Origin of the sequence: Blautia sp. MCC269 (assembly GCF_018785655.1) — a bacterium.
Taxonomy (GTDB): Bacteria; Bacillota; Clostridia; order Lachnospirales; family Lachnospiraceae; genus Blautia_A.
On record NZ_WQQE01000025.1, the window covers coordinates 61,742 to 78,020 of the forward strand.

Genomic DNA, 16,279 nt, shown 5'->3' on the forward strand with positions numbered 1-16,279 from the left:
AAAGGGGAAAGAATACATGGCAGAAACAACGAACGCCAATGAAACATATCAGCCAATGACTTTCGATGCCATCAAGATTGGACTGGCGTCCCCTGAGAAGATCAGAGAGTGGTCACACGGTGAGGTTTTAAAACCTGAAACAATCAACTACAGAACCTTGAAACCTGAAAAGGACGGTCTTTTCTGCGAAAGAATTTTTGGACCGAGCAAGGACTGGGAGTGCCACTGTGGAAAGTACAAAAAAATTCGCTATAAAGGCGTTGTCTGCGACAGATGTGGTGTTGAAGTAACCAAATCTGCCGTTCGTAGAGAGCGTATGGGACACATCGAGCTTGCAGCTCCGGTGTCTCATATCTGGTACTTCAAAGGAATTCCGTCCCGTATGGGTCTGATCCTTGACATTTCTCCGAGAACACTGGAGAAAGTGCTTTACTTTGCAAACTATATCGTTCTGGATCCTGCTGATTCCGGACTTATGTACAAACAGGTACTCACCGAGCGTGAGTACCAGGAAGCACGTGAGTCTTACGGAGAGGGATTCCGTGTAGGTATGGGTGCCGAGTCCATCATGGAGCTTCTGAAAGCGATCGATCTTGAGAAAGATTCCGTCGAGCTGAAAGCAGAGCTTCAGGATGCAACTGGCCAGAAACGTGCAAGAATTATCAAACGTCTTGAGGTTGTGGAGTCCTTCCGTGAGTCCGGCAACCGTCCTGAGTGGATGATCATGACCGTTATCCCGGTTATTCCGCCAGATCTTCGTCCTATGGTACAGCTGGACGGAGGACGTTTTGCAACATCTGACCTGAATGATCTTTACAGAAGAATCATCAACAGAAACAACCGTCTGAAAAGACTTCTGGAGCTTGGTGCTCCGGATATCATTGTCCGCAACGAGAAACGTATGCTGCAGGAGGCTGTAGATGCCCTGATCGATAACGGACGCCGTGGACGTCCTGTAACAGGCCCTGGAAACAGAGCTCTGAAATCCCTTTCCGATATGCTGAAAGGTAAATCCGGACGTTTCCGTCAGAACCTTCTTGGTAAACGAGTTGACTATTCCGGACGTTCTGTAATCGTCGTAGGACCGGAGCTGAAGATTTATCAGTGTGGTCTTCCGAAAGAGATGGCTATCGAGCTGTTTAAACCTTTCGTTATGAAAGAGCTTGTTGCCAACGGAACTTCCCACAACATCAAAAATGCCAAGAAAATGGTAGAGAAACTTGAGCCGGCAGTATGGGATGTCCTCGAGGACGTCATTAAGGAGCATCCGGTTATGCTGAACCGTGCACCTACACTGCATCGTCTGGGTATCCAGGCGTTCGAGCCGATCCTTGTAGAAGGTAAGGCGATCAAGCTTCATCCACTTGTTTGTACTGCGTTCAACGCTGATTTCGATGGTGACCAGATGGCCGTACATCTTCCGCTTTCCCAGGAAGCACAGGCAGAGTGCCGTTTCCTTCTGTTATCACCGAACAACCTTCTGAAACCGTCAGATGGTGGTCCTGTAGCCGTTCCTTCACAGGATATGGTCCTTGGTATCTACTACCTGACTCAGGAGAGACCTGGAAACAAGGGTGAGGGCAAGTTCTTCAAGAGTGTCAACGAGGCAATTCTTGCATATGAGAACAAAGTCATCACACTTCAGACCAAGATCATTGTACGCTGCCATAAGACAATGCCGGATGGCACTGTGTTAAGCGGCAATGTTCATTCCACACTTGGACGTTTCCTGTTCAACGAGATCCTTCCACAGGACCTTGGATTTGTAGACAGAAGCGTACCTGGAAACGAACTGCTTCTTGAGGTTGACTTCCTTGTAGGCAAGAAACAGCTGAAGCAGATCCTTGAAAAAGTTATCAATACTCACGGTGCAACAAGAACAGCTGAGGTACTTGACTCCGTTAAGGCTATGGGTTACAAATACTCCACACGTGCAGCCATGACCGTATCCATTTCCGATATGACCGTGCCGCCGCAGAAGCCGGAGATGATCAAGCAGGCCCAGGATACTGTTGACCGTATTACAAAGAACTACAAACGTGGTCTTATCACAGAGGAAGAGCGTTACAAAGAGGTTGTTGATACCTGGAAGAAGACGGATGATGAGCTTACAAAAGCACTTCTTACCGGTCTTGATAAGTACAACAACATCTTCATGATGGCTGACTCCGGAGCCCGTGGTTCCGATAAGCAGATCAAACAGCTTGCCGGTATGCGAGGACTGATGGCTGATACAACTGGTCATACAATCGAGCTCCCGATCAAGTCAAACTTCCGTGAGGGTCTTGACGTACTGGAGTACTTCATGTCCGCTCATGGAGCACGTAAAGGTCTTTCCGATACCGCTCTTCGTACAGCCGATTCCGGATACCTGACAAGACGACTTGTTGACGTATCCCAGGATCTAATCGTTCGTGAGGCAGACTGCTGTGAGAACAGAGCAGAGATCTCCGGTATGGAAGTTCGTGGATTCATGGACGGAAAAGAAGAGATCGAGAGCCTTCAGGAGCGTATCACAGGACGTTTCTCCTGTGAGACAGTTAAGAATAAAGACGGAGAAATCCTTGTTAAAGCAAACCACATGATCACGCCGAAACGTGCAGCACGTATCATGAAAGAGGGCGTAAGCAACGTGACAGGCGGACCGATCGACAGACTGAAGATCCGTACCATCCTTTCCTGTAAGTGCAAGGTTGGTGTCTGCGCGAAATGTTATGGTGCGAACATGGCTACCGGTGAGCCGGTACAGGTTGGTGAGTCCGTTGGTATCATCGCAGCACAGTCTATCGGTGAGCCAGGTACACAGCTGACCATGCGTACGTTCCATACCGGTGGTGTTGCCGGTGGAGATATCACACAGGGTCTTCCTCGTGTCGAGGAGCTTTTTGAGGCAAGAAAGCCGAAGGGTCTTGCGATTATCACAGAGATCCCAGGTGTTGCCACAATCAACGACACTAAGAAGAAACGTGAGATCATCGTAAATGATCCGGAGACAGGTGATTCCAAGACTTACCTGATTCCATACGGTTCCCGTATCAAAGTCCTTGACGGACAGGTTCTTGAGGCCGGCGATGAGCTGACAGAAGGTAGTGTAAATCCGCATGATATCCTGAGAATCAAGGGTGTGCGTGCAGTTCAGGATTACATGATCCGTGAGGTTCAGCGTGTATATCGTCTGCAGGGTGTTGAGATCAACGATAAGCATATCGAGGTTATCGTTCATCAGATGCTGAAGAAGATCCGTATCGAGGATAACGGAGATACAGAGTTCCTGCCAGGAACACTTGTTGATGTCCTTGATGTTGAGGAAGTTAATGAGAAACTTGAGGCAGAGGGCAAACAGCCGGCAGAGGGAAAACAGGTTATGCTTGGTATTACCAAAGCATCCCTTGCTACAAACTCCTTCCTGTCAGCAGCATCCTTCCAGGAAACAACAAAAGTCCTGACAGAGGCTGCTATCAAAGGTAAGATCGATCCGCTGATCGGTCTGAAAGAGAACGTTATCATCGGTAAGCTGATTCCTGCAGGTACAGGTATGAAGCGTTACAGTGAGATCAGTCTTGACACAGGAATGCCGGAGGTAAAAACAGCTTCCGAGGAGCCTGAGGATACAGAGGAAATTTCCGTAGAGGAAGAGAAGACTGAGACTGCTCCGGAGGAAGAGACCATTGCTGTTGAAGAGACAGCAGAGGAAACTGCACCGGTAGAAGAATAAGTCGATATACCTTGCTAATATAAATAAATCTCCCCCCGGAAATCCGGAGGGAGATTTCTGTTTATAAGCAGGGATTTTCTGAGAGAGGAGGGATTGCGATGGACAAGGAACTGCCAATTTCCCCGTGGCCGGAATGGAAGATCGTAAGCAAGATCGGGGAAGGCTCTTTTGGAAGAGTGTATAAAGCTCAGAGAACTGAGAAGGGACGTTCTTTTTACTCGGCAATTAAGATAATCACAATCCCCGCCAGTAAAGGGGAGCTGGACAGTGTGCGCTCAGAATCCGGTGATGAAAAATCCGTCCGCGGATATTTCGAAAATCTGGTGGAAGAGTGTATTCAGGAAGTAAGCACCATGGAGTATTTCAGAGGAAATTCCCACATTGTGTCGGTAGAAGATTACAAGGTGATGGAATATCTGGATGAGATCGGATGGGATATTTTTATCCGCATGGAATATCTCACAAGCTTCATGGAATATTATGCGGGAAAAAATCTCACAGAAAAAGAAGTGATGAAGCTTGGCATAGACCTTTGTAAATCACTGGAATACTGCGGGCAGCTTCACATTATTCACAGGGATATCAAGCCCGAGAATATTTTTGTATCCAGATTCGGGGATTTCAAGCTGGGAGACTTTGGAATCGCCAGAGAGCTGGAAAAAACCATGAGTACCCTTTCCAAAAAGGGAACCTATTCCTATATGGCACCGGAGATGTACAGGGGAGAAAAGTACGACAGCAGAGTGGATATCTATGCGCTTGGCCTGGTGATGTATAAACTGATGAATCATAACAGACTTCCGTTTCTGAATCTGGAAAAACAGCTGATCACATACAGGGATAAAGAAAATGCACTGACAAGGAGAATGTCAGGTGAAACACCGCCTGCGCCGGCAGATGCGGGAGAAGCTTTTGGCGCGGCTATTTTAAAAGCCTGTGCCTATGAGGAAAAAGAACGGTATCAGACGCCGCAGGAACTGAGACAGGCGCTGGAGCGAATCCGGTATGAGGGTACAACTCCTCCAAAACCGAAAACCACCGGGGAAAGACCGGTTCCGGAGTCCATGCCGAAATTTCTTCAGGAAGGTGCCGCCAAACAGCTGGCCAGAACAAGTCAGCTGAATACAGATGCGATCCGTCAGGCGCGGAAAAATTTCGGGCAGGTGTCTGTACAGACTGAAAAACGTTCCCCAGGAGAAACGGCAAAAAATACAGTGCAGAATACGGCAAAAGTGCAGAGTGTGGTACAGAGTCCACAGAAATCTGCACCTGGAAAACCGGTATCCAGAGCGGTAAAGCCAAAAGTCACTTCTATAACCGATCTGGAAGACAGCCGTGACCAGGATCTGCGGGAGTGGGAAGAACCTGTAACAGAGTATGACGGAAGTGTTTCTGAAGGAAAGAAGCGGAAAAGCTTTTCCAGGATCATCATTACAGCTGTCATACTTATTGTGCTGATTGGTGGAATCCTTGTAGCACGTAATGTTCTGGATTCTGCAGATGGTGGAAAAGATACGTACGTAGATACCGATGATTCGGATGCTCTGAATAAAGGAAACTTCGGAACTGCAGACAGTTCAGATAAGAGTTTTGCCCAGGCAATGGAAACCATACGAGAACATGCGACAACCATAGAGGATGCTCTGGACAGTTATAAACGCGAAGGCACAGAGGGGGATCGCCTGCGTTTTTATAATGGGTCAGGAGAAATTGCTAAAGTGCTTGTATATCCGGACAGTTCCGCTGATGGTGTTTATGAGGAATATTTTTACTGGGGAGAGCAGATGTTTTATACTTATGTATGGGACGGAGACGAGAAACAGTATTTCTATTATCAGGACGGCCTTTTGATCCGATGGATTGATAAGGATGGAAAGGTCCATGATAAAGAGAGCGATAACGATGAATATGTAGAACTGGGAGACAAATACTGGAGTAATTCGGTAATGGAGCTTCAGCAGTAATGTCGAAAGGGTTTTTACGAAAGGAAAAAGAATGGCCTATCAGATTGATTATGCATACACATGCCACACCGGAAAGGTGAGGGCAAATAATGAGGATAATTTCTGGTGCTGCGGTGTGCGCCTGCCGGTGCACAACCAGGGAGTTGACGGAATCCTGGCAGGTCATACACAGCATTGGCAGCTTCCCGTTCTGGCTGTTTTTGATGGTATGGGAGGAGAAAGCTGTGGAGAAATGGCGGCTTCTGCTGCGGTGGAAGCACTGGGCAGTTTTTATGAAGAAAACCGCAGGAGCCTGAAAAAGGAACCGGTGGCTTTTCTGACAGGAGCCTGCGAAAATATGAATGAAGCAGTATGTCGTTACAGCAGAGAAAACTGTATCAACAGCATGGGAACCACCATGGCATTGCTGTCTTTCAGTGAAAAAGCTATTTATGCCTGTAATCTTGGAGATAGCCGTATTTACCGGCATTTTCAGGGAAAACTCCGCCAGATATCCACAGACCATGTCATTGGCGGGAAAATGCTGGGAAAAGCCCCTCTGACACAATATCTGGGCTTTCAGGAAGAAAATATGGCTCTGGAGCCGTCTATTGTGGAAATCGGATATCAGACCGGAAGCAGTTATCTGATCTGTTCGGATGGAGTTACGGATATGCTTTCTGATGAGGAAATCCGGGAAATCCTTGGGAAAAACAGTACAGCAGAGGAGAAAGTAGAGGAACTGCTGGAAATGGCGCTGGCCAAAGGCGGCAGAGATAATGTAACCATGGTTCTTGCACAGATCAGTGGCTACGAAGAAAGGAATCCTCTCAAACGATGGGCAGAACGGTATAGTACCGGGCGGTAGAAAATCTGCAGCAAAGGGTGTTCATACTGCTGTTTGGACAACTCTGCCGGAGAGGAATTTAAGGGATAAGGAGAATTTACGATGAGAAATCGAATGCAGGATCTTGATTTTGAACAGACAGTTGCCTTCGATTCTGTGAAGGACTTTGAATTTACAAGAAAGGCGGCGCAGAAGTTCCGCCAGGTTGTCAGTCTGGATTCTTTTGAGGATGAGGATGCGGACGTTATTTTTCATTATCTTTATAAAGAAATGGAACTGGTTTCTTTCGGCGATTATCTGAAACGATATGTTTACGAGCGTGCAGAGTTGGAAGAGCCTTTTTCCCAGGTACCCCAGGAGGTTTACAGGGATATTGTGGTGGAATCTTTCAAGGAAACTTATACACCAAAATCCATGTCTCCAACTTCGGCCAAACTGAGTTCTCTGGTGAACAACTGGCTGACACAGGCGTCTGTAAAGCGTGAAACCGTTTTTCTGCTGGGATTCGGGCTTCGAATGAGTACGGAGGATGTATCCGACTTTCTGACCAGGGTGCTCCGGGAGCAGGATTTTGATTTTCATAATCCGGAAGAAGTGATTTACTGGTACTGTTACCGGAACCATCTTGGTTACTATAAAGCTGAAGAATACAGAGAAACCTACAAAAAGCTGACGCCTGTGGAAAAAAAGACAGGTGAAGTTGTATATGGCACAGGTCTCTGTCTGGACAGTGAGGAAAAACTTCTGGAATATCTGGCATTTCTCAAAGGCAGATGCGATGATCCGAAATCTGAAAAGAGCCAGGCTTTTCAGGAATTTATGATCCTTGTGGAGCGTGCAAAAAAGATTATTGCAGCCATGTATCAGGAGGATGAAGAAGAAAACGGCGGTAAAAAAATCTGGAAACCTGAAAACATCAGTGCATCTGATCTGGAGAAAGTGATATGCAGCGGAATTCCCATTAACAAGATGGGAAACCTGAAAAAAATGTCCGCTTCCATTCTGGCAAAACATTTCAGCCAGAAGCGTTTCAGCCGTCAGAGAATCAATAATATCCTGAATCACAAGTTTCCGGTGGAACGTTTTGATTTGATTACGCTGGAATTTTTTGTAATTTCCCAGGAGATGGCAGATGACGATCCGTATACCAGGTACCGTCATTTTCTGGAAGAAATCCAGGAGATTCTGGCCCGCTGTGGAATGAGTGAAATTTACATAGTAAATCCATATGAATGTTTCCTTCTGATGTGTCTTTTGACAGACTGCCCGCTGGCAGTATTTTCTGAGATATGGGAGAAATCCTACGAAGAAGGGGAAGAAAAAAGCTGAAAAAAAGGATGATGCGTATCTGGCGCGTCATCCTTTTTTGTCTGTGCTTTATTCGTTGTAATAACCGTAAATGGAACGGCTGGTCTGAGCAATGGTATTCTGGGCTGCGGCAGTATCATTAAGATCCTGGGACATAAAGCAGACAACAAGATCAATACCTTTGGCTGTATCGTAGATGATACCGGCATCATTTTCTACGGTGTCAAGTTCACCGGTTTTGTTGGCAACTTTTACGCCCTCCGGCATCTGTGCCGGAATTTTGTTTGTTCTTGTCTGCATTTTCAGAAGATGATACATATATTCCGCACCTGCAAGCGTGTCATCGGTGGAAGTACCTTTATCAATCTGATAAATGGTTTTCAGGAATTTTCCACAGTCTTTTACGGAGGTGTAATTATCTCCATTGGAGTTGTCTGCAAGAAGGAGACGTCCCATGGAAGTACTGGTATATCCGTGATCCTGGCAGAACTTGTTGACGCGGGCCATTCCGGCAGCATCATCACCACCGCCAAGATAATTGACAAGGGTATTGGCAGCATCATTGTCGCTGACTGTAATCATGGAATTCAGATTATCATCCAGTTTATCTTTTCCGTAGGTGGCGGAAAGACTGTCATAATCTTCGTATACAGCGCCCATGATATAGAGCTTGATCAGGCTGGCAGCCTGCATCTGCTGGTCATTGATGGAACCTTCGGTATTTTTTGCAAGGTTACATACGTATACAGACCAGGTACCGTTGCCGGAAGGAAGAAGGGACTGTACCTGATTTAGAAGATTGTCCATGCTGGAATCAGAATTATCTGTAAAAGTACTGCTTCCACTGGAAGGAGAAAGAGTACCTTCTTCCTGAGAAGAGCTGTCCTGACTGTCAGAAGACGCGGATGGGCCTGCAACTTCTCCGGAATTCTGAGAATCAGACTGTACGCCTGCGGTAGCAGCGGCGCTGGCAACGGTAGGATCATCTGGATAGAGGGCATCCAGTTGGTCTGCCTTGGTGCTTAATTCTGCAGCAGAATCCGAAACTTCCTGTACGCTTTTCTGCAGTTCGTTGACCTTGGACTGAAGGGATGCAAGTTTGTCCAGGGAGCGGACATTCAGTGCGCCAAGTCCTGCCAGAGCAACGGCAAGGACTGCAATCACAATATATAAGAAAACATTTTTTTTCATAAAAGTTACTCCTTTTTACTGAAAATAAGCATCAATTCCATTGGCGATTCCTTCTGCCATTGTCTGCTGGAAGGAAGAATCTGCCATTTTCAGATCATCGTTCTGATTGGTCATAAATCCCATTTCCACAATGGTCACCGGTATGGTACTCCAGTTGATACCTGTCATGGTATCTGTGTAGATAATTCCACGGTTCTGAAAACCGGTAGCTGCACAGTAGGAATCAACAATACACTGGGAAAGTCGGTTGGAACTGTCATAGAGACTGGAAACATAAGGATTCTGCTGGGACGGGCACATGGTAAGAGCTCCGGAAACAGAAGAAGAATCATCACCGTTTGCATGAATACGTACGCAGATTTCCGCACCCTGGGAAGCAACCAGCTCTGCACGTTCCTTATTGCTGATGGCAGTGTCATTATCAGTTCTTGTCATTACTACCTGGTATCCACGCTGTTCCAGAATATTTTTTAGAAGAAGGGATACATCCAGGTTCAGCTGATATTCCGGAAGGCCGCTGTAGGAACCTCTGGTTCCGGTAGAAGCTTTTGCCTTCATGGTGGAGGAACCGGGACCATTTGGTTCGGTGGCACTCATATCAACGTTTTCACCCTGATGTCCAGGATCAATTCCTACGATGTGGCCATTTGCAGCAGAAGCAGTGGTATCGCTGCCTCCGTCAGAGAATCCCTCACCACCGGCTTCACTGAAAACAGAAGGTTTGGAACTTTTCTGGCCGTTTTCGGATTCCGGTGCGCGTTCGTGTTCGCCGGTGTTGTTCTTTACTGCCTGTTCAGTCTGGGAGCGTTGCTGCAGATATTTGTCGGCTGCCTGTTTCTTTTCGATCTTGGCTGTATAAAGGTCAATATCTTCTTTCATGGCTTTCTGCTTCGTTTTGACCGGTTCGATGACGGAAGTCATTTTCTGGTCTGCGGCATCAATTTTCTGATAGGTTTTGTAACTTAAGCCAAAAAGCAGTCCAATACAGATAAGACCCGTCAGAAACAGGACGATCGCCATCAGATGGGGCTTTTTTTCCATAAGATCATGTCCTTTCTGGGAAAATAGTTTGTATTTGTAAAACATTATAAAGAAGGACTTCGGAAAAAGCAATTGCGAAATTCTCCTTGACAAAAAAGAAAAGTATGATACTATATATGTAAAATAATTATATATAAAAATTTTATATATAAAATAATTACATAAAGGGGTGAGCGTATGTATTACTATCCGGTGTCAGCTGTGCTGACGGAATGCCTGATCCTCTCTGTTGTGGAACAGCAGGATTCCTACGGATATGAGATTAGTCAGACTGTGAAGATGGTAGCATCGATTAAGGAATCAACTCTGTATCCTATTTTGAGGAAGCTGGAGACAGGCGGATATCTGACAACTTATTCCGAGGAGTTCCAGGGAAGGAAGCGCAAGTATTATTCCATCACAGAGGAAGGACGCAGTCATCTGGAATATCTGAGGAAAGAGTGGAGAGAATACCGCGATACCATAGATGATATTGTGGAAGGGAGACTTCGAAAATGACGAGGAAAGAGTATATGGAGCAGCTCAGGAAATATCTGAAGCGGCTTCCGAAAGAAGATTATGAGAATGCCATTGAATATTTTTCGGAATATTTCGATGAGGCAGGTCCGGAGAATGAGCAGCAGGTAATGGAGGAACTTGGCGAGCCGAAGGAAGCAGCCAGGGAACTGCTTCTGAATCTTCTGCAGGAGAGTGTGGGAGACGGGAAAGACAGTACCGGAGAAAAAGAGACGGAACTGCCGGCAGAAGGTTCCGGCAACCGACGGAGTGCAGCAGGACAAAATACAGCTGCTTCAACCAGTGATTCTACAAAGAAGAAACGTTCTCCGGGTAAGATCATCCTCCTTGCAATTCTTGTCCTCTGTGCGTCACCGGTAAGTCTGGCACTTATGTTCAGTGTGCTGGCAGTATTGTTTGCCGTAGTAGTTGTGATCGCAGCCGTGATTTTTTCCCTGGGTGTGGCCAGCATCGCAACCATAGCCGGAGGAATCATGGTAGCCGGTTTTGGAGCCACACTGATCCTGAAATCTGTGGCAGCAGCCTGCATGATAGTTGGCGGCGGATTTCTTATGGCAGGAGCCGGAATCCTGGTCGGTGTGCTTACCATATATATCTGTAAATGGTGTGCAACAGGAATCGGACGTCTGGTAAACCGATTTGTAAGAAAGAAGGTGCAAAGAAATGAATAAGATCGCAAAAACAGCATTGATGACAGGCACAGCGCTCTGTGTGGCGGGAGTCGTTCTTTCTACAGCAGGATATTTTGCCGGGGGAAAAGATTTCACATATGCTTCAGATCATGTGTATGTATCCGGAGGAAATTCTTCTGCTCATAAAAACCTTGCAGTTATGAAAAAAGAACAGATCGATGATTTTACAAAACTGAATGTAGATTTTGAGGATCTTGACCTGGATATCCGGACTTCGGATGATGACCATTATTATATGGAATATAAACTTGAGAAAAACGGAAAGAAAGATCCCCTGACCTGGGAGGATAAAGACGGAGAACTTACACTTAAGGAGTCCGAAGGAGGAACGGGAGGTTATTTTATAACATATGATCTGGGAGTCTTTCGGACACATATAGAGCAGACCCAGAAAGAAGATGCGGTAAATACAGTGATTCTCTATGTGCCGGAGAAAGCGCAGCTTCTGGAAGCTGAGATTCAGCTTTCGGACGGAGATTTTACTGCCGATCAGCTTTTATGTGAAAAAATGACAGCGCAACTTTCCGATGGAGATCTGATGCTGGACAAAGGCGTGTTTGAAAAATTTGAGGCAAAGCTTGGCGACGGAGATCTGGATGTAAAAGAGCTTCAGTGTACGGATAACATGCAGCTGAAATCCGAAAGCGGAGATGTGAGCATAAAAAGAGCAGATCTTACAGACGGCCAGATTTCTCTTGATGATGGTGAGCTTCAGATGGGCAACAGCAGTTTTAACGGAGATATGGAAATCACCAGCTCCAACGGAGATGTTTCCATCCAAATGAAAAAGAGCAGCGTGGATAAAACCAACATTTATCTGAAAACCACAGACGGGGATGTGGATACCAGAGATCTTTCCCGGGGAAAATCCAGCAATGAGGAAGACCTCTCGGTTTATGAGAACAAAGTGGGCGCTTCCGCACCGACTTTAAATGTAAACAGCAGCGACGGAGATATTACATTAACCGAATCCGCCAGATAATAAAAGAATAATCCAGTAAAAAGAAATCTTCTGAACAGCAGCAGACAAAAACACTGCTGTTTGGGAGATTCTTTTTGTTGTAAATAAAATAGCAGGATGGTAAAATATACATTTGATACAACGTTACACTGAGCAGGAGAAGGTTAAAAAAATCAAATGATAAAAAAAGATAATACTTCAAAACAGATCAGGATCTACTGTCTGGTCGTGGGGATCATTTCCTTCTTTATAGTATCCGTCTGTGGACAGCTGCTCAACAGGAATACTGTAAATGAAGAGAAAATGCGAGCTGCTTTTACAGCGGAAACAACCGTGAACCGGATAAAATCACAGCTTAACCGATATCTTGATGTTTCAGAATTCTTTCAGAATATAATTGGATCCGGACATCAGATGGACAGCAAAGAATTTCAGGCTCTGTCGCAGATGATCTCCGATGATTCTCAAATTATAAAAGTTATTGAACAGGCACCGGACGGAGTAGTTAAGGATATTTATCCTCTGAAAGGAAATGAGGCAGCTTTTGGAATTGATATGCTAAATAATCCGGCCCGTAAATATGAAGCGAATCTGGCAATGAAAAGCGGCCAGTATACCATAGCCGGTCCTTATGAGCTGAATCAGGGAGGCCTTGGCTCACTGTTGTTTGAACCGATTTATATTACAGATAAATCCGGGGAAAAATCCTTCTGGGGATTCTCAATCCTGGTACTTGACTGGAACCGATTTCTGGAAGAACTGGAACTGGATAAGCTTACCGATGCTTCCTACTGTTATCAGATGTGGAAAAAAGACGGAAATTCCGGAAAGAAAACCATCATCGCCCAGGGTGGAGATGCGATTCACAAAGGAGCTGTACAGATCAGCTGTAAGGTTCCAAATGACACCTGGTATTTTGAGATTATTCCACATACCGGATGGGTTACCGTGAAACAGCAGGCACTGGTTTTTCTGGTTGCTATAAGCATAGCGGTTCTGGCCACTGCGATCTGTTATCTGATGCTTCACAGAAAACAGAGAGAAAAACTGTATACAGAAGAAATCCGGAAGTCCGCGGAAAAAGCCAGAAAAGCAAATGAGGCAAAGACGAGATTTCTCTTTAACATGAGTCATGACATCCGGACACCAATGAATGCCATCGTAGGATTTTCCGGACTCCTTGAAAAAAGCATTCATGACGAAAAGAAATCTCTTGATTATATAAAAAAGATCAGGGTTTCCAGCGATATTCTGCTGACGATCATCAATCAGGTTCTGGAAATGGCCCGTATCGAAAGTGGAAAGATCACTCTGAATCCGGAAAGTGTAAATATCCGTGAAATGGTGGAAGCCATGAACACCGTTTTTGAATCATCCCTTACAAAAAAATCTCTGGAATATCAGTGCAGCCTGAATGTGGTCCACGATCAGATCCTGTGTGATAAAACAAAGATGGAGGAAATTATTCTGAATGTTGTCAGCAATTCCATCAAGTATACCAATCCTCATGGAAAGATCACAGTATCCATTGATGAGCTGGATTCTGAGGATGAGAAAAACGCAAACTATAAAGTTGTTGTAGAAGATAACGGGATTGGAATGAGCCAGGATTATCTTCCACATATCTTTGAGGAATTTTCCAGGGAACATACTTCTACGGAAACCAGAGTTGCAGGCACAGGACTTGGACTTCCAATCGTAAAATCTCTGGTTGACCGGATGGGTGGAACCATCGAAGTAGAAAGTGAAGAGGGAAAAGGTACCCGCTTTATTATGAAATTTTCTTTTCCTGTCAGTTTAGAAAACCAGGTTCGGGAAAAAGAGAAACAGAATATTCCGGATATTACAGAGAAGCTTGAAGGAAAACGGATTCTTCTTGCGGAAGATAATGAACTGAACGCGGAAATTGCGGAGACTGTTCTGGTCGAAGCTGGGATAGAAGTGAAACGGGTGGAAGATGGCCTTCAGTGTATTGAAGAACTGAAAAAAATGCCGGAGAACTATTATGATGTGATCCTGATGGATGTCCAGATGCCAAATATGGATGGTTACACGGCAACACAGAGGATCCGGGATTTGGACGATTCGAGAGCTGAGATCCCGATCATTGCCATGACTGCCAATGCCTATGATGAAGACAGACGAAAGGCACAGGAAGCAGGGATGGATGGCTTTCTGGCGAAGCCGCTGGACGTGGATGAGATGATGCGTCTGCTTGGGAAAATTACAAAAACAGAATAAATGAAACAGTACGAAACGCAGGATTTTTCTGGAGAAAAATTCCTGCGTTTTTTTATCTGAAATGTATTGACAAATCCCTGTACTATGATATAATTCAATCAAATCACAGAAAACATATATAGTTACTAGGAAATAGGGAAATAGAGATAGGGAATTAAGGAGGATATCACCATGGGTAAAATTTACGGAAGCGCACTGGAACTGATCGGAAACACACCGCTTGTAGAGGTTAAGAACGTAGAGAAGTCTGAGGGACTTGAGGCTACCGTTCTTGCCAAGCTTGAGTATTTTAACCCGGCAGGAAGCGTTAAGGACAGAATCGGTAAGGCAATGATCGAGGATGCAGAGCAGAAAGGCGTTCTGAAACCAGGCGCAACCATCATCGAGCCAACATCCGGTAACACAGGAATCGGACTTGCAGCTATCGCAGCTGCCAAGGGATATAAGACAATCCTCACCATGCCGGAAACCATGAGTGTTGAGAGAAGAAACATCCTGAAGGCATATGGTGCAGAGGTGGTTCTCACAGACGGAGCCAAGGGAATGAAGGGTGCCATTGCCAAGGCAGAGGAGCTCGCTAAGGAGATTCCGGGAAGCTTTATCCCGGGACAGTTCGAGAACCCGGCTAACCCGAAGGCACATGCAGCAACAACAGGTCCTGAGATCTGGAATGACACAGACGGAAAGGTAGACATCTTCGTAGCAGGTGTTGGTACAGGCGGAACGATCACAGGTACAGGTGAGTATCTGAAGAGCCAGAACCCGAATGTGAAGGTTGTAGCTGTTGAGCCTGCAACTTCTCCTGTACTTTCCGAGGGAAAAGCAGGCCCGCATAAGATCCAGGGTATCGGCGCTGGTTTTGTTCCGGATACACTTGACACCAAGGTTTATGATGAGATCATCGCAGTAGAAAATGAGGATGCATTTGAGACATCCAAACTCCTCACCAAGAAAGAGGGAATCCTTACAGGAATTTCTTCCGGTGCAGCTCTCTATGCAGCAATCCAGCTTGCAAAACGCCCGGAGAACAAGGGTAAAGTGATCGTAGCACTTCTTCCGGACAGCGGAGACCGTTACTACTCCACACCACTGTTTACAAAATAATTGATCCGAAGACCGCTTCTTTTGCCCCGAAGCGTACTTCTGCGGAATTATTTACGGCGCTCCTGAATGCCTGTCCAAGCAGGCTGCCGGAGCGCCGGTTTTGTTCTTAATTCCATTGTATCCCGTAGTTTTTTCGGGTATAATAAAGAAAACGAATAAAACCTATTAAGAATATACAGAATAAAGTTTACAAAGATAAGAATTGAAGTATTGGAGGTAAATATTACATGAGGATTTCTACAAGAGGAAGATATGCGGTGAGACTGATGCTGGATCTTGCCACAAACTATACAGGCAAGCCTATCCGTCTGAAGGACGTAGCCAAACGCCAGGAGATCTCCGACAAATATCTGGAGCAGATCATTTCCATCCTGAACAAAGCTGGTTTTGTCCGCAGCGTCCGCGGCCCTCAGGGCGGCTATGCACTGCAGCAGACACCGGATAAATACACCATCGGCATGATTCTCCGCCTCACAGAAGGAAGCCTTTCCCCTGTGGAATGTCTGGACGACAACGGGGCCATCTGCGAACGGGAGGAAAACTGTGTTACACAGATCCTCTGGAAAAAACTGGACGATGCTATCAAAGGTGTGGTAGACAATATAACGCTGGAAGACCTGATGAACTGGCAGGCCGTGAAGGCGGATGAGTACGTTATCTAGTGAAAAGAGCTGCTTCGGCAGCCTTTTTTTTACTCAAATTTTACAAAACCGCGATTTT

Annotated in this window: 12 protein-coding genes; 10 read left to right on the plus strand and 2 right to left on the minus strand. The window is 45.7% G+C overall.

Features of this window, described 5'->3' with window-relative positions; all coding sequences use genetic code 11:
- The first annotated feature begins 16 nt into the window (after positions 1-16).
- From rpoC to GPK88_RS09015, 4 genes are all read left to right on the plus strand, one after another.
- Complete coding sequence (gene rpoC, locus GPK88_RS09000; RefSeq protein WP_215707718.1) at positions 17-3,715, plus strand: DNA-directed RNA polymerase subunit beta'; 3,699 nt, start codon at positions 17-19, stop codon at positions 3,713-3,715.
- Positions 3,716-3,813: 98 nt separating this feature from the next.
- Positions 3,814-5,679, plus strand: a complete 1,866-nt coding sequence (locus tag GPK88_RS09005) for a serine/threonine protein kinase (RefSeq protein ID WP_177291033.1) — start codon at positions 3,814-3,816, stop codon at positions 5,677-5,679.
- Between the two features lie 31 nt (positions 5,680-5,710).
- The gene (locus tag GPK88_RS09010; RefSeq protein ID WP_148446290.1) at positions 5,711-6,526 is read left to right on the plus strand and encodes a PP2C family protein-serine/threonine phosphatase; all 816 of its coding nucleotides are present in this window, start codon (positions 5,711-5,713) and stop codon (positions 6,524-6,526) included.
- 81 nt (positions 6,527-6,607) lie between these two features.
- The gene (locus tag GPK88_RS09015; RefSeq protein WP_148446288.1) at positions 6,608-7,834 is read left to right on the plus strand and encodes a hypothetical protein; all 1,227 of its coding nucleotides are present in this window, start codon (positions 6,608-6,610) and stop codon (positions 7,832-7,834) included.
- Between the two features lie 48 nt (positions 7,835-7,882).
- Here GPK88_RS09015 and GPK88_RS09020 read toward each other — a convergent pair whose 3' ends face one another.
- Positions 7,883-9,004, minus strand: coding sequence for a serine hydrolase (locus GPK88_RS09020; RefSeq protein WP_173762962.1), 1,122 nt, complete (start codon positions 9,002-9,004; stop codon positions 7,883-7,885).
- A gap of 15 nt (positions 9,005-9,019) precedes the next feature.
- The gene (locus GPK88_RS09025; RefSeq protein ID WP_244092614.1) at positions 9,020-10,045 is read right to left on the minus strand and encodes an N-acetylmuramoyl-L-alanine amidase family protein; all 1,026 of its coding nucleotides are present in this window, start codon (positions 10,043-10,045) and stop codon (positions 9,020-9,022) included.
- A 177-nt stretch (positions 10,046-10,222) separates the two neighbouring features.
- Between GPK88_RS09025 and GPK88_RS09030 the strand changes: the two genes are divergently transcribed.
- From GPK88_RS09030 to GPK88_RS09055, 6 genes are all read left to right on the plus strand, one after another.
- Entirely contained in the window at positions 10,223-10,543 is a 321-nt protein-coding gene (locus GPK88_RS09030; RefSeq protein WP_118061753.1) for a PadR family transcriptional regulator, read from the plus strand.
- A complete protein-coding gene (locus GPK88_RS09035) occupies positions 10,540-11,232 on the plus strand; it encodes a DUF1700 domain-containing protein (RefSeq protein WP_173762963.1) in 693 nt (230 codons plus the stop codon). Before GPK88_RS09030 ends, GPK88_RS09035 begins: the two co-directional genes overlap by 4 nt.
- On the plus strand, positions 11,225-12,235 hold the full coding sequence (locus GPK88_RS09040) for a DUF4097 family beta strand repeat-containing protein (RefSeq protein WP_148446282.1): 1,011 nt from the start codon (positions 11,225-11,227) through the stop codon (positions 12,233-12,235). Before GPK88_RS09035 ends, GPK88_RS09040 begins: the two co-directional genes overlap by 8 nt.
- Positions 12,236-12,391: 156 nt before the next feature.
- A complete protein-coding gene (locus tag GPK88_RS09045) occupies positions 12,392-14,455 on the plus strand; it encodes a sensor histidine kinase (protein ID WP_173762203.1) in 2,064 nt (687 codons plus the stop codon).
- A gap of 171 nt (positions 14,456-14,626) precedes the next feature.
- Positions 14,627-15,559 (plus strand): cysteine synthase A, encoded by a 933-nt coding sequence (gene cysK / locus GPK88_RS09050; RefSeq protein WP_119248087.1) that lies wholly within the window; start codon positions 14,627-14,629, stop codon positions 15,557-15,559.
- A 227-nt stretch (positions 15,560-15,786) separates the two neighbouring features.
- Positions 15,787-16,221, plus strand: a complete 435-nt coding sequence (locus tag GPK88_RS09055) for an RrF2 family transcriptional regulator (protein WP_118609101.1) — start codon at positions 15,787-15,789, stop codon at positions 16,219-16,221.
- Positions 16,222-16,279: the final 58 nt, after the last annotated feature.